The 13,604-nt window shown below is 70.2% G+C and carries 16 protein-coding genes; 4 read left to right on the forward strand and 12 right to left on the reverse strand.

Annotated elements, in window-relative coordinates; all coding sequences use genetic code 11:
• Window positions 1–42 precede the first annotated feature (42 nt).
• Entirely contained in the window at window positions 43–909 is an 867-nt protein-coding gene (locus ABD798_RS31940) for a geranyl diphosphate 2-C-methyltransferase (protein WP_344883248.1), read from the reverse strand.
• Window positions 910–1,298: 389 nt separating this feature from the next.
• Between ABD798_RS31940 and ABD798_RS31945 the strand changes: the two genes are divergently transcribed.
• Together ABD798_RS31945 and ABD798_RS31950 are read left to right on the forward strand one after the other, a co-directional pair.
• Entirely contained in the window at window positions 1,299–2,624 is a 1,326-nt protein-coding gene (locus tag ABD798_RS31945; protein WP_344883251.1) for an AAA family ATPase, read from the forward strand.
• A gap of 4 nt (window positions 2,625–2,628) precedes the next feature.
• Window positions 2,629–3,468 carry a DUF7192 family protein gene (locus ABD798_RS31950; protein WP_344883253.1) on the forward strand — a complete coding sequence of 280 codons (840 nt, stop codon included), beginning with the start codon at window positions 2,629–2,631 and terminating at the stop codon, window positions 3,466–3,468.
• Here ABD798_RS31950 and ABD798_RS31955 read toward each other — a convergent pair.
• The 9 genes from ABD798_RS31955 to ABD798_RS31995 all read right to left on the reverse strand — a co-directional run bounded on the left by ABD798_RS31955 (window position 3,455) and on the right by ABD798_RS31995 (window position 10,361).
• On the reverse strand, window positions 3,455–4,339 hold the full coding sequence (locus tag ABD798_RS31955; protein WP_344883256.1) for a Vgb family protein: 885 nt from the start codon (window positions 4,337–4,339) through the stop codon (window positions 3,455–3,457). The genes ABD798_RS31950 and ABD798_RS31955 overlap by 14 nt on opposite strands.
• Window positions 4,339–4,992, reverse strand: coding sequence for a CatB-related O-acetyltransferase (locus ABD798_RS31960; RefSeq protein WP_344883259.1), 654 nt, complete (start codon window positions 4,990–4,992; stop codon window positions 4,339–4,341). Before ABD798_RS31960 ends, ABD798_RS31955 begins: the two co-directional genes overlap by 1 nt.
• Window positions 4,993–5,314: 322 nt before the next feature.
• Complete coding sequence (locus tag ABD798_RS31965; protein WP_344883261.1) at window positions 5,315–5,488, reverse strand: hypothetical protein; 174 nt, start codon at window positions 5,486–5,488, stop codon at window positions 5,315–5,317.
• Window positions 5,489–5,562: 74 nt separating this feature from the next.
• Window positions 5,563–5,697: a hypothetical protein gene (locus ABD798_RS31970; RefSeq protein ID WP_344883264.1), complete on the reverse strand. Its 135-nt coding sequence runs from the start codon at window positions 5,695–5,697 to the stop codon at window positions 5,563–5,565.
• 227 nt (window positions 5,698–5,924) lie between these two features.
• The gene (locus ABD798_RS31975) at window positions 5,925–8,198 is read right to left on the reverse strand and encodes a heavy metal translocating P-type ATPase (RefSeq protein ID WP_344883267.1); all 2,274 of its coding nucleotides are present in this window, start codon (window positions 8,196–8,198) and stop codon (window positions 5,925–5,927) included.
• Window positions 8,188–9,144, reverse strand: coding sequence for a hypothetical protein (locus ABD798_RS31980; RefSeq protein ID WP_344883270.1), 957 nt, complete (start codon window positions 9,142–9,144; stop codon window positions 8,188–8,190). The genes ABD798_RS31975 and ABD798_RS31980 overlap by 11 nt, the downstream gene beginning before the upstream one ends.
• A 249-nt stretch (window positions 9,145–9,393) precedes the next feature.
• On the reverse strand, window positions 9,394–9,603 hold the full coding sequence (locus tag ABD798_RS31985; RefSeq protein WP_344883273.1) for a heavy-metal-associated domain-containing protein: 210 nt from the start codon (window positions 9,601–9,603) through the stop codon (window positions 9,394–9,396).
• Window positions 9,604–9,620: 17 nt separating this feature from the next.
• Window positions 9,621–9,902 (reverse strand): metal-sensitive transcriptional regulator, encoded by a 282-nt coding sequence (locus tag ABD798_RS31990; protein ID WP_344883277.1) that lies wholly within the window; start codon window positions 9,900–9,902, stop codon window positions 9,621–9,623.
• A gap of 138 nt (window positions 9,903–10,040) precedes the next feature.
• The gene (locus ABD798_RS31995; RefSeq protein WP_344883280.1) at window positions 10,041–10,361 is read right to left on the reverse strand and encodes a hypothetical protein; all 321 of its coding nucleotides are present in this window, start codon (window positions 10,359–10,361) and stop codon (window positions 10,041–10,043) included.
• A 117-nt stretch (window positions 10,362–10,478) separates the two neighbouring features.
• Between ABD798_RS31995 and ABD798_RS32000 the strand changes: the two genes are divergently transcribed.
• Window positions 10,479–11,645, forward strand: coding sequence for a M20 family metallopeptidase (locus ABD798_RS32000; RefSeq protein ID WP_344883283.1), 1,167 nt, complete (start codon window positions 10,479–10,481; stop codon window positions 11,643–11,645).
• Here the strand turns inward: ABD798_RS32000 and ABD798_RS32005 are convergent.
• Together ABD798_RS32005 and ABD798_RS32010 are read right to left on the reverse strand one after the other, a co-directional pair.
• Window positions 11,635–12,375: an aminoglycoside adenylyltransferase domain-containing protein gene (locus tag ABD798_RS32005; RefSeq protein WP_344883286.1), complete on the reverse strand. Its 741-nt coding sequence runs from the start codon at window positions 12,373–12,375 to the stop codon at window positions 11,635–11,637. The two genes, ABD798_RS32000 and ABD798_RS32005, sit on opposite strands and share 11 nt — an antisense overlap.
• Window positions 12,372–12,926: a GNAT family N-acetyltransferase gene (locus tag ABD798_RS32010; RefSeq protein WP_344883289.1), complete on the reverse strand. Its 555-nt coding sequence runs from the start codon at window positions 12,924–12,926 to the stop codon at window positions 12,372–12,374. Before ABD798_RS32010 ends, ABD798_RS32005 begins: the two co-directional genes overlap by 4 nt.
• Window positions 12,927–13,083: 157 nt before the next feature.
• Between ABD798_RS32010 and ABD798_RS32015 the strand changes: the two genes are divergently transcribed.
• Window positions 13,084–13,590: a hypothetical protein gene (locus tag ABD798_RS32015; RefSeq protein ID WP_344883292.1), complete on the forward strand. Its 507-nt coding sequence runs from the start codon at window positions 13,084–13,086 to the stop codon at window positions 13,588–13,590.
• Window positions 13,591–13,604: the final 14 nt, after the last annotated feature.

The following is a 13,604-nucleotide window of genomic DNA, read 5'->3' on the forward strand; positions in this document are numbered from 1 at the left end:
AGGGGCCGCCCGGTGCGGGCGGCCCCTTCTTGGCGGGTGGGGTCAGATGCGGTCGGCGGCGATGAGCAGGTAGTGGAAGCTGCCCTCGCGGTAGGCCTTGAGGAACGGGGCCTCCACGCCGGTGGCGACCGAGGACTGCTCGCGCAGCTCCCAGTACGGGATCGCGGTGGGGGTCAGGTCGACCACGGCGATCGGCACCAGGTTGTTGGCCTGCATGGCCTTGAAGTACGCGCTGCGCGGGTGGATGTTGCACGTGTAGTGCTGGTCGATCTGGCTGACCGCCTTCGACCGGCCGCCGGTGACGTCGTTGTAGCAGCCGGTGATGGTGACGTAGCGGCCGCCGATCTCCAGCTGCCTGGCGTGTTCGGCGAACAGCTCGTGCAGGTCGACGTACATGGTGCTCTCGTTGTTCCAGATGGCCTTGCGCGAGCCGGTCTCGAAGCCGGTGTCGAGCATGTTGCGGAAGTGGTAGCGGACCCGGTCGTCGACTCCCCGCTCCCGTGCCCGCGCGTTGGCGAAGGCGACCTGCTCCTCCGAGATCGAGACGCCGTCGACCTCGCAGCCGAATCGCAGGTTGGCCATGATGCTCGTGCCGCCGCGACCGCATCCGGCGTCCAGCAACCGGTGGTGCGGCCGGACGTCACCGAGGTGGTCCAGCAGGACGTCGGCCTGCGCGGTCTCCATCCGATGCATTTCCGCGATCACCGCCTGGTCGCGGATCTCGGCGGGCGCCCTGAGCACAGCCGGGTCGTAGTCCCCGAGGCCGTAGTGGTGGTGGTAAAGGCCGTCGACGTCACCGAGGCGCAGGTTCACCGGGTCGCGCTCTTTGTTCCAGTACTCGGCGACCGAGCGCTGGTAGTCGCTGCGCAGCACGGGCTTGGCAGTGGCCGGGGAGTGCGTCGCGGTCATGCGTGAGCTCCTTCGAAGACGCGCTGGATTTATCGGGTCGCGAGACAAAAGACACCATTGCGAAACAATTCTGAGATATTCGCACGGATAGACCCGAAGGCATTTCGAAGCTAGCCCGCATTTCTCAGGCAGTACAGTCACCCGAAGGTGTGAGGGCGCCATAAAAGCGATCAGAAGTAATTCACTGCGGCACTCGGGGGAAATTACCGGAGCGTTCGTCACCTTCAGTGACAAATCCCTAGATCATCGCAGGTGAGGGCCTACCGCACCGCCATTCAGGCGACAGGAGAAAACCGGTGTGGCCGGGCGTGAAACGCGGCCGGGACCCCTCCCGGTCACCCTGGGTTCTGATCACCGCGACACGAACGACGGCTTTGAAGGAGCGCCCCTTGCGCAGCAGCACCAGGGCCGAGGTATTGCAGCTCGCCGAGACGGTCGTGCGGAACCTGTGCGCGCACAGCAATCTGCTGTGGCGGGTCGAGTGCGACATGCGGGCGAGGCTGCCGGCGATCATCCAGTGGGAGGCCTCCGCGCTCGTGCCGGACATGGCGCGGCACGCGGTCGGCGAGGCGGCGCCGGACCCGGTGGAGCTCCAGCGGGTGGTCGAGGAGAAGGTGCGCGCGGGGCTCGCGGAGGTGATCCGCGCGGAGGCGGGCCTGATCATCCCGGGGCTCGCGGCCGAGGCGGTCGCGGCGGCGACACCGGATGTGAGCGAGCTGCGGGACGAGCTGACGCGGCACACCGAGAAGAGCGCCGCCGCGACGGTGCGCGGGGAGACGCTCAAAACGATCCCGGAGGTCGTCGCGACCTCGGCGGCGGAGGCGTTGAAGACGATCGGCGAGGCGCTGCGCGAGGAGCAGGCCAAGGCGATCGGCACGATCCGCGAGGTGGTGGAGCGGGAGGTCGACCAGCTCCTGGAGGAGTTCACGCCGAACGTCGTGCGGGTCGTGCTCCCCGAGGGCGGGGTCATCGACCTGGGCACGGACTCGCACGCGGTGCTGCCGGACCTGTTGACGGCGCTGCACGCGCGCTGCCACGTGCTCCTGGTCGGCCCGGCGGGCACTGGCAAGTCGATGCTCGCGAAGCAGGCCGCGCAGGCGCTCGGGCTAGACTTCCAGGCGCTCTCGCTCGGCCCGACCACGCCGATGAGCAAGGTCTTCGGGTACTTCGACGCGCACGGCACCTACCACGACACGCCGTTCCGCAGGGCCTTCGAGCACGGCGGCGTGATGCTGCTCGACGAGATCGACAACGGTCACCCGGGCCTGCTCGCGGAGCTGAACCAGGCGCTGGCGCTGGGCACGTGCGCCTTCGCGGACGGGATGGTGGTGGCGCACGCGGACTTCCGGCTGGTCGCCACGGGCAACACCTACGGGACCGGCGCGGACCGGAACTACGTGGGGCGGCAGACCCTGGACGCCGCGACGCTGGACCGGTTCGTGGTGGTGGACGTGCCCATCGACGAGAAGCTGGAGGAGCGGCTCGCGCTGCGGCACGCGCCGTCGCACCGGGACGCGGTGCGCGAGCTGCTCCAGCTGGTCAGGGGGTTGCGGGCGAAGGCGGCGGAGAAGCAGCTGCCGGTGATGTTCTCCCCTCGCACCACCATCGACGGGGCAAAGCTCATCGAGGCGGGCGCCACCACCGAGCAGGTGATGCGCTGGCGGGTGATCCGCGGGCTGTCCCCGGCGCACCGCGGCGCGCTGGAACTGGACTAGGGCGATGAGCGGTTTCGTGCTCGCGCCGATGCTGTCGTGGCAGGAGTTCCTGGACGCGGCGACCGCTCCCCCGTCGACGAGCAGGGGCAAGGCCCGCGATTTCGCGACCGAGTGGGCGGGCGCGACGTGGGAGGAGGCCGTGCGGCTCGGCCGGGACGGTTGGGCGGTCGCGTTGCAGGAGGCCGACATCACCGTCGGGCAGCTGCGCGAGCGGGCCGGGCTGGGCAGCACGATCACGGTCCTGGAGCCCTCGTGGGACGTGACCGGCAGCGAGGTCGACGTCGGCGCCTACCTCGCCGGGGTGCCCGAGTGCATGGTGGACGCGGTGCCGAGGCAGGTCTCGCGGCGGGGCAAGGTGATCACCTTCGTGATCCCGATGTCGTACTCGTCGAAGGTCCGGCACGAGTGCATCGTCAACCGCGGCCTGGCCCTGGCCACGCTGTGCGCCGCGATCATCGAGGCGGGGCACAGCGTGGAGATCTGGTCAGGTGACGCGGGCCTGGTGAACCCGGGCACGCGGTACCGCGCGATGGTCCGGGTGATCTCCGCCGGTGAGCCGCTCGACGTGGGCAGGCTCATTTTCGCGACCGCTCACCCGGCGATGTGCCGTCGGCTGGCACTGGGGTTGTGGGACGCCCAGCCGCCGGAGATCGCGCTCGCGATGCGCGGGGCCGAGTACGGCTGGCCGCCTTTCGAGTGCCAGGCGGAGGACCTGCCCGAGGGCATCACCGACCCGTACGTCTTCCCCTACCTGTCCGAGGACGACACGCAGTGGAACGACCTCGAAACCGCGCTCGACTGGTGCCACCGGATGTTCGCCGACCTGGGGCTCATCGAAGGGTGACGCGGGCGAGCGCCCCCGTTTCCAGTGCCGTCCAGATCGCGTGGTCCGGGCCGAGGGCGATGCCGTGCGGCTCGGAGCCGGGCGTCGGCAGGTCGTGCACCTGGATCTCGCCGCGCGTGGTGATGCGGCCGACGCGGTTCGCGCCCCACTCGGTGAACCAGAGCGCGCCGTCCGCGCCGCTGGTGATCGCGTGCGGTCGGGCTGAGCGGTCGGGCAGCGGGAACTCCTCGATCTTGCCGTCGAGGGTGATCCGGCCGATCTGGCCTGCCGCGATCTCGACGAACCAGAGCGCGCCGTCCGGGCCCGCGGTGATGCCGACCGGGGCGGCGGCCTCGGTCGGCAGCGGGTGGACGGTGACCGTGCCGTCCACCGCGATCCGGCCGATCGCGGTGGCCTGGTTCATCGCGAACCACAGCGCGCCGTCGCCGCCCGCCGTGATCACGGACGGGAACGCGCCGCTGACCGGGAGCGGGAACTCGGTGAGCTGGCCCTTCACGGTGAGCCTGCCGATCCGGTCGGCGCCGGTCTCGGTGAACCACAGCGCCCCGTCGGGGCCCGCCGCGATACCGAACGGCGCGCACCCCTCGGGCAAGGGGAACTCGGTGACGGCGCCCTTGGTGGTGATCCGGCCGATGCGGTGAGCTTGGTACTCGGTGAACCAGAGAGCGCCGTCCGGACCTGCGGCGATGATGGTTGGACCGGATTTCGCGTCCAGTTGGTGCAGCGTCGGCTGGGCGCCGGGCTCCATGCGGCCGATCTGCCCGCTGTGGACCAGCGTGAACCACAGCGCGCCGTCGAGACCGCTGGTCAGCGCGTACGGGCCGCTGTCCGGGCCCGCGACGACGTGCTCTTCGATGTGGATCTGACTCATCAGCTCTGCTCCAGACCGTGTTCTGCGGCGATGCGTTCGATGTCTGCCGGGGTCCCGGCCATGATCGTGCGGGCGTTGGCGGTGACCAGTTCGGCGGGCCAGTCCCACCACGCGGCGCGGCGAAGGCGGTCGACGTCGGCTTCGTCGAAGCGCCGCCGGATCGGCTTGGCCGGGTTCCCGCCGACGATCGTGTAGGGCGGCACGTCGGCGGTGACGACCGCCCCCGCCGCGACGATCGCGCCGTCGCCGATGTGGATGCCGGGCATGACCACGGCCTGGTAGCCGAACCAGACGTCGTTGCCGACCACGGTGTCGCCCCTGCTCGGCATGCCGGTGACGATGTCGAGGGTCCGCTCGGCCCACTCGCCGCCGAACATCGTGAACGGGTAGGTGGACACGCCCATCGTGGGGTGGTCGGCCCCGGCCATCAGGAACCGCGTACCGGATGCGATCGCGCAGTACTTGCCGATCAGCAGCCGCTCCGGCCCGTAGCCGTAGAGCACGTTGCGCTGCTCGAACGCGGTCGCCCCGTCCGGGTCGTCGTAGTAGGTGTACTCGCCGACGACGATCTTCGGTGAGCTGACCAGCGGCTTCAGGAACACGACGCGCTCGTGCGCCGCCAGCGGGTGGACGGTCGTCGGATCAGGTGACACGGGGTGTCCTTTCGTGGGGCTCGCGGATGCCAATCTGCCTCACCCTCCGCGCGAACAGATCGGATTTTCGGTCACTCCGGCATGAGGATCGTGGAGAGGATGTGGCGGCTCCGGTCCTCACTCGGCTCGCGGTCGGTGAAGTCCGCGATCAGCGAGCTGATCCGGCAGCAGGCCGCTGGCCTCGGCGATCGGGGGCAAGCTCGCCGAGCACGCGCGGACCGTTTTCGCGGGTCACTCCCTCGGCGGGAGCGCGGCGGTGCTGGCGTGCGCGGGGCGGCAGGACTGCGCGAACTCGATCAACTTCGATGGGCCGCAACCGGCGCTACCGCCGGGCTCGACCGCGAAACTGGGCCTGCTCGTCGGCGCTGACCGCTCGTGCGCGGACGTCAGCGGAGCACGTCAGCTGGGTGCAGGAGCGGCGCCGGACGACACCACCGACGTGGGCGATGACGATCACGGGCGCGATCGCGCCGAAGCGCATGCACGCGGCGGTCACGGCCGTCTTCGCGACCGCGATTCCCGCGATGAGGGAGGAGAAGAGTCCTCAGCTGGATCTGCCGAACCTCGTGATTACGAGGACGCGATGACCGCGAAGCCGCACACCAGGAACATCGTGACCACGACGGTGATGGGGAGGATGTGCTTCTTCAACGTTGCTCCGTAGGCGAGAGGCGGGTGGCCGCGACGGATCGATGCACGACTCATCGTCACCCATACGTGGGACCTTGAGGGGAGTGTCGCATCTTCGAACCGCGCGCCATGACCGGAATGCCTCATTTGTGTCCTGCGACACCGAGCCCGCCCGGTCATGAGCGCGACTCACGATCTTGCCTGGTGAAGCCGTGTGCTGGGTCTCGCAAACCCCCTCGCCCGGGTTTGCTGCCGTTTGCGACCGCTGGCGAGGGGGTTTGCCGGTCTTGAAGACTGGTGAACTAGGCGACCGGACTGGGGTTGCGGAGTGCGGTGGTCGGCGTGGTGGAGCGTGCGGCGGGCGTGGTGTTGGTGCTGCGGAACCCGCGCAGGCGCAGGCTGTTGGTCACCACGAACACCGACGACAGCGCCATGGCACCACCGGCGATCATCGGGTTGAGCAGTCCGGCCGCCGCCAGCGGGAGCGCGGCGACGTTGTAGGCGAAGGCCCAGAACAGGTTCGTCTTGATGGTGCTCAACGTCTTGCGCGCCAACCTGATCGCGTCAGCCGCAGCTCGGAGATCGCCGCGCACCAACGTGATGTCGCCTGCCTCGATCGCCGCGTCGGTCCCGGTGCCCATGGCGAGCCCGAGATCGGCTCGCGCGAGCGCGGCGGCGTCGTTCACGCCGTCGCCGACCATCGCGACGACCTTGCCTTCGGCCTGGAGCCGCGCGACGACGTCGACCTTGTCCTTGGGCAGCACCTCGGCGATCACCTCGGTGATGCCGACCTCGGCGGCCACAGAACGCGCCACGGCCTCGTTGTCGCCGGTGAGCAGCACCGGGGTGAGGCCGAGCGCGCGGAGCTGCCGGATCGCCTCGGCGGAGGTGTCCTTGACGGTGTCGGCGACCACGAGCACGGCCCTGGCCTCGCCGTCCCAGCCGACCGCGATGGCGGTGCGACCGGCCGACTCGGCGGCGGACTTGGCTTCGGCGAGCGGAGCGGGCAGGTGCTGGCTCCACTCCTCCAGGAGCGCGGTGCGCCCGGCGATCACCGCGCGGCCGTCCACGATCCCTTGCACACCAAGGCCTTCGACGTTGGTGAAGCCCTCGACCTCCGGCAGTTCGCCGACGCGCTCACGGGCTCCCCTGGTGATCGCCTGGGCGATCGGGTGCTCCGAGGCGTTCTCCAGCGCTCCGGCCATGCGCAGCGCCTCGGCCTCGTCGACCCCGGCGGTGTGCACCTCGACCAGGGCCATCCGCCCGGTGGTGACGGTGCCGGTCTTGTCCAGCACCACGGTGTCCACCGCGCGGGTCGACTCCAACACCTCCGGGCCCTTGATCAGGATGCCGAGCTGCGCTCCCCTGCCGGTGCCCACGAGCAGCGCGGTTGGCGTCGCGAGGCCGAGCGCGCACGGGCAAGCGATGATCAGCACCGCGACGGCGGCGGTGAACGCGGCGCCAGCCTCGGCCCCGCCGCCGAGCCAGAAGGCAAGTGTGCCAACGGAAAGCGCGATCACGATCGGCACGAAGACCGCCGAGATCCGGTCGGCGAGGCGCTGAGCCTGAGCCTTGCCGTTCTGCGCGTCCTCGACGAGCTTGGCCATCTGCGAGAGCTGGGTGTCCGAGCCGATCCTGGTGGCGCGCACCACGATGCGACCGCCAGCGTTCACCGTCGCGCCGACCACCGCGTCGCCGGGGCCGACCTCGACCGGGACGGACTCGCCGGTGAGCATGCTCGCGTCGACCGCCGAGGAGCCCTCCTCGACAACGCCGTCCGTGGCGATCTTCTCGCCGGGGCGGACGACGAACCGGTCGCCGACCGCGAGCTGCGCCGTGGGGATGCGGATCTCCTTGCCGTCACGCAGAACCGCGACGTCCTTGGCGCCCAGCTCAAGGAGCGCGCGGAGTGCCGCGCCTGCCCGCCGCTTGGACCGCGCCTCGAAGTAGCGACCGGCGAGGATGAACGTCGTCACGCCCGCAGCGACTTCGAGATAGATGTTGCCCGCGCCGTCGCTCGGAGCGATCGTCAGCTCGAAGGGGTGCGTCATGCCGGGGGTGCCCGCCGTGCCGAACAGCAAGGCGTACAACGACCACAGGAACGCGGACAGGGTTCCCATGGAGATCAGGGTGTCCATGGTCGCGGCGCCGTGGCGCAGGTTCGTCCACGCCGCGCGGTGGAACGGCCAGGCCGCCCACACCAGCACGGGAGCCGCGAGCGTCAGCGAGATCCACTGCCAGTAGGTGAACTGCAACGCGGGCACCATGGCCATCGCGACCACCGGGACGGACAGCACGATCGAACCGGTCAGCCGCTGCCGCAACGTCCTCAGCGGATCGTCTTCTTCTTGCACGGCAACGGTTTCCGGCAAGGACGCGGAGTACCCGGCGGCTTCGACCTGCTCGATGAGCGCGGCGGTCCCGGTGCCCTCCGGGAAGACGACCTTGGCCTTCTCGGTGGCGTAGTTGACGGTCGCGGTGACGCCGTCCAGCTTGTTGAGCTTGCGCTCGATCCGGTTGGCGCACGAGGCGCAGGTCATCCCGGAGATGGCGAGCTCGACCTCGTTAGTGGCCATGGGGTTCCGCCTCCTCGTGCGACTGCGACGCACCGGTGTTCACGGTGAACTCGGCGGTGCGGACCTGCCCGGCGTGCTGGAAGTCCAGGAACAGCCGGTAGGAACCGGCGGTCGGGACCTCGGCGAAGAACGTGATCTTCGGCCCTGGCGCGGTCTTGCCGTCGCCGGGCGCGCCGTCGGGGTGGACGTGCAGGTACGCGAGGTCTCCCGCGCGCAGCGCGACGAGATGTCCGTACGCGCCAAGGTAAGGCTGGAGATCGGAGACCTCACGGCCGTCCTTCGTGACGGTCAGCGTCACCTTGGAGGAGCGTCCGGGAACGAGGCCGCCGTCCAGCCGCACCTCGTATCCGTCCACTGTGGACTTGCGGGCGGGCTTGTAGGTCTCTGGCTGGTAGTCCCCGGCCGCCGACACGTCGGTGCCGAGCGTCAGCCCCTTCGCCCCGGTCGGCGCGAAGTCGGCGAAGACGCGGTAGCTGCCCGCGCGCGGCAGGGTCAGCGGGACGCGCCAGGTGCCGTCCTCGCCCAGCTCCGGGTGGACGTGCTGGAACCCGGCGGTGTCCCTGCGGACCACGATGAGGTGCATCCGCTTCTCGTGCTCGACGTCGAAGCGGGTGACCGCCGCGCCGTCCGGGCCGAGGATGCGGAAGGAGAAGGTCTGGGTGGTCCCGGTGCGCAGCGTCGTGGAGGTGGGCGCGAGGGTGTATCCGCCCCTGGACGACGCCAACCCGCCGGGCTGGTCGGTTTGCGCGGCCTCCGCGACAGTGCCGCTGTGACCGTCCCCGTGCCCGGCGTTCCCGCCGCCGGGCGCTCCGCCTGGGCCGGGCGCGTCGGAATGCGCTCCGGCCGGGGCGGCGAAGGGACCGACAGCGGTTCCGGCGGCCCAGGCGCCTGCGGCGACCAGGGCGAGCGCCGCACCGTAGGCGGAGAGCTTCGCTGCTGTGTTCATGTCGAGTCCTCTGTGCTCGAACGTGCTGATTCTGCTGGTTCGCCGGTCTTCAAGTACCCCGAACCCCGTGCGGGTTCACTGGTCTTGAAGACGCCCCTACCCGGCTGGGTCCGACCGGGGAGTACCCGGTGGCGTCGGGTTTGGGGCGGTTAACGATGATCAACAAGGGGGTTTGGTGGTCTTGAAGACTGTTTGACCCCGGTGCTGCCGGCGGCGGAGCGCTTGGCTCAGCCGCTTGCAGGACGCGCGCTAGGCCAGGGAGTACCCGGCTTCGTCGACGGCGGCACGCACCGCGTCGGCGCTGACCGGCTCGGCGCTGGTCACGGTGACCGCGCCGGTGGGGAGGTCGACGGCGACGCCGGTCACGCCGTCGATCGCGCCCACCTCCTCGGTGACCGACGCGACGCAGTGCCCGCAGGTCATGCCGGTGACGGTGTAGGTCGCGGTGGTCTCGCTCATGGAGGGCTCCCGTTCGTTCAGGACCGGACGAGGCGCGCGATCGCCTCGCTGGCCTCGCGGATCTTGGCGTCAGCACCCTCGCCGCCCTCGGCGATGGCGTGGCTGACGCAGTGCTTGAGGTGCTCGTCGAGCAGACCGAGGGAGACCGCCTGCAACGCCTTGGTGGCCGCCGAGATCTGCGTGAGCACGTCGATGCAGTACTCGTCGTTGTCGACCATGCGCTGCAGGCCGCGGATCTGGCCCTCGACCCGGCGCAGGCGCTTGAGGTAGTCGTCCTTGCCCTCGGTGTATCCCCGCATGCCCCCATTGATACCCCAGGGGGGTAGGGTGGTCAAGGTACGGGGAGGGGGTATGCCCTCGCTCACACGAGAACGGCCGGGCTCCCGATCGGGAGCCCGGCCGTCGTTCGGTTGTCAGCGCAACCGAGCGTCAAGCGCTCAGATGGTGAAGGAGATGAATCCCTTCTGCTTGAAGCCCTGGAAACCGATGCCGCTCACGGCGCCCCCGCCGCTGCCGCTCACCTTCAGAATGTCCCCGCGCGACGAGCCGCCCTGCCCCCTCGGCCCCTCGATGCCGATGTTGGTGAGCTCGCTGGAGGTCTTGATGATGATGGCGGTCCAGCTGTTCGCGTCACCCACCAGGCGGAAGCAGAAGTAGGAGTTGCACTCGTCCTGCACCCGCGGCGCGGCGGCGGCGTTCGCGACGGGCACGAGCGCCAGAGCAAGTGCGACAACCGCACTCTTGGCAAGAATGGACACATTTCCCCCAGTTGAAAAACTATGAGACAGGACGACGTGAAAGCTAGTGAAATGGCGACGGCTTCATATTCCGCTTCACCTCTGCCTGAAACACGGAATCCGCTCTAACATCGACTGATGCTCTCCCAGGTGCAGGCGTGGCTGGAACCGAAGGCCGACGAGATGGCCGAACTGCTGGTGGCGCTGATCGCGATCGACTCCGAGAACCCGCCGGGCCGCGAGCTGGGCCGGTGCGCGCGGGCCGTCCGCGACGCCATGACCGCGCTCGACATGGACCCGGAGATCGTCGAGCTCGCTCCGGCGCGGGCGCTGGAGGAGCCGAGCATCGTGCGCGGCGCGGTCGGCAGCGGCCGGAAGACGCTCTACTTCCACGGGCACTTCGACGTCGTCCCGGCGCAGGACCGCGCGCAGTTCGCGGCTCAGCGGCGCGACGGCAGGATCGTCGGCCGGGGCAGCGCGGACATGAAGGGCGGCGTGGTCAGCATGCTCTACGGCGCGGCCGCCGCGCGGGAGCTGGGGCTGCTCGGCGACGGGCGGATCGTGCTGAACCTGGTCTGCGACGAGGAGACGGGCAGCGTCACGGGCGCGGGCCACCTCCGTGACGCGGGCCTGATCGACCCGCGCGCGCTGGCGATGGTGACGGCCGAGCCGAGCGGCGGGACGATCTGGAACTCCGCGCGGAGCGCACTCTCGCTTCGCGTGGACGTGCGCGGGGTGGAGGCGCACGTGGGGCACGCGGATCGGGGCGTGAACGCCTTCCAGCACATGCTGCACATCGCGCGACCGGTCGAGGAGCACGCGCGGGAGATGACCGCGAAGGGCTCGATGATCGTGGTGGGCGGGCTCTTCGGCGGCGGGTCGAACTTCAACGTGGTGCCGGGATCGGCCTTCTTCACCGTGGACGGGCGCTACCAGCCGGACGTGGACCTGGACCGCGAACGCGACTACTTGACGGGCGTCGTCAAGGAGGCTGCGGCGGAGATCGGCGCGGACGTCTCGGTGGAGGTCACGCAGCAACAGCCTCCCGCGAGCACGGATTCCACGCACTCGGCGGCAACAAAGCTCGCGGAGGTCGTGCGCGAGGTCGAAGGTGACGCGCGCTTCGAAATGTGCGCGGGAATTCTGGAAACGCGGTGGTACAGCCAGCTGGGCATTCCCGCGTTCGGTTACGGAGCCGGACTGCTCGATGTCGCGCACGGTCCGAACGAATACATCGACGAAGCCGCGATGCGCCGGTGCGCGGCCGTGTACGCCCTCTACGCCGCGCGGATGTTCAGCTCCTGAGCCGGTCGAGCACCGCTTCGGCGTGCGGGCGGACCCGGGCTCTCAGCTCGTCGCTCCAGTGCTCCTCGGAGTAGTGGCGGTGCAGGTAGAGCTCCTTGGCGTGGCGCAGAACGGGGCGGTGCTCGGGCGGGAGCTGGGCGAGCGCCCAGTCCGCCGCGGCGTCCTTCGACCTGATCTCGCCGGTGGCGACCGTGGTCCACACGCGCGCCAGGGTCAGCACGACGTTGCGGGTGTCGTCGTCGAGCTCGGCGAGCAGCTCGGGGACGCCCGCCAGGCTCGCGCGGACGACATCGGCTCGCGGAACGCGGTCGAGCACCTGCGCCGGAGGCGGGCCGACGAGGGCGTGATCGCCGTCCAGCGCGACCGCAAGAAGGACCGCGAGATCGGGCATCGGGACCGCGCGGGGCGGCGGCGCACCGGCCTCGAACTCGGCGCGAAGCCACTCGCCGTACAAGAAGTCGCAGGCGGGCGGGTACCGCCACGGCCGAATCCCGGACTGGACGACGACGGTCAGTTCGACGGGACGCGCGCCACGAGCGCTGAGCAGGCCGTCGAGCAGCGCCCGCCGCTCGCGGTCGTCCATGCTCCGCCGGGTCACCACGAGAACGTCCACGTCGCTGGCCGGTTTGACGCCGCCGAGCACGCCGGAGCCGTGCAGGTAGGCGCCGATCACCTCCTCGCCGAGGACCGCGCAGGCCAGCCGCGCGATCTCACGAGCCTGGTCGATCACGGCTTCGCAGCTCGCCACTCCGGCGCGAGCACCGACCAGACCTCGACGTCCTTGCGCACGCCCCGGTGCGGGTAGCTCTCGCGCAGCACGCCGTCCTTGACCATGCCGAGCCGCCGCGCCACCGCGATGCTGGAGGTGTTCTCGCTGGCCACGCACCACTCGACGCGGTGGACGCCGCGCTCGTGGACGACCCAGTCGATCAGCAGGCGCGCGGCCCTGGTCACGAGTCCCTTGCCCACGGCGGAGGGCTCCAGCCAGCAACCGACCTCGGCCACACCCCTCGGCACGTCCATCGTCCGCACCAGCACGCCGCCGACGAGCGTGCCGTCCAGCCAGATGCCGTCGATGCGGCCGGTGTCGGCGGCCACGCGCTCGGCGTAGGCCTGCAGGAGCGCGCGGCTCGACGCCAGATCGGTCACCGCGTCGGCGAACCCGATGTGCTCGCCGATGAACTCCCTGCCGCGATCGACGTTGGCGAGCAGCTCCCCGGCCCGCCACGGCTCCAGCGGGCGCAGAACCGCTCCGTCAGCACCGAGGGATGTTGCGTACATGCACGTCCTCCGCATTCGAAAGCCATTGCGCCACAAGGATTCTGACACGTGATTCGGCTCAGTCCGAAACGATTTCCCCGCCGTGCAACCCGATCTTGGCGGAGGGCGTCAAGGTCGGCGCACCACCTCGGAACAACCGTCTCGAAAGGACACCTGGATGCGCATCACCCCCACCCGCGCGGGCGCCGCCGTGCTGGCCGCTTCGGCGATCGCACTGGCCGCCACCGGACCGGCCACGGCTTCCGCGGCGACCGTGCTCGGCCCGAACGGCTTCGGCCCGATCACGGTCGGCATGAGCCTGGCCGACGCGCTCGCGACGGGCAAGGTCGGCGAGCCGGTCGGCGGCAACGACCTGTGCCGCGGCTACAAGTGGGCGTACTCCCCCGGCCCGGTGCTGACGATCTCCAAGGCGCACGGCGTGTACTCGATCCCCGGCACCGCGCCCGGCGCGCGCACCCCGGAGGGCGTCGGCCTCGGCTCGACCGCCGCCGAGGTGAAGAAGGCCTACCCGAAGGCCGTGGACGGCTGGCAGAACGGCGTCGCGATCATCACGACCACGACGCCGCAGAACCCGGCCAACCGCTACCTGTTCGGCACCAAGGAGGGCAAGGTCGTCGGCTTCGCGCTCCAGGCGGTCAACGCACGCGACTGCGCGGCGGGCTGACAGCTCCTCCGGCG

The organism is Allokutzneria multivorans (assembly GCF_039537405.1).
GTDB lineage: Bacteria > Actinomycetota > Actinomycetes > Mycobacteriales > Pseudonocardiaceae > Allokutzneria > Allokutzneria multivorans.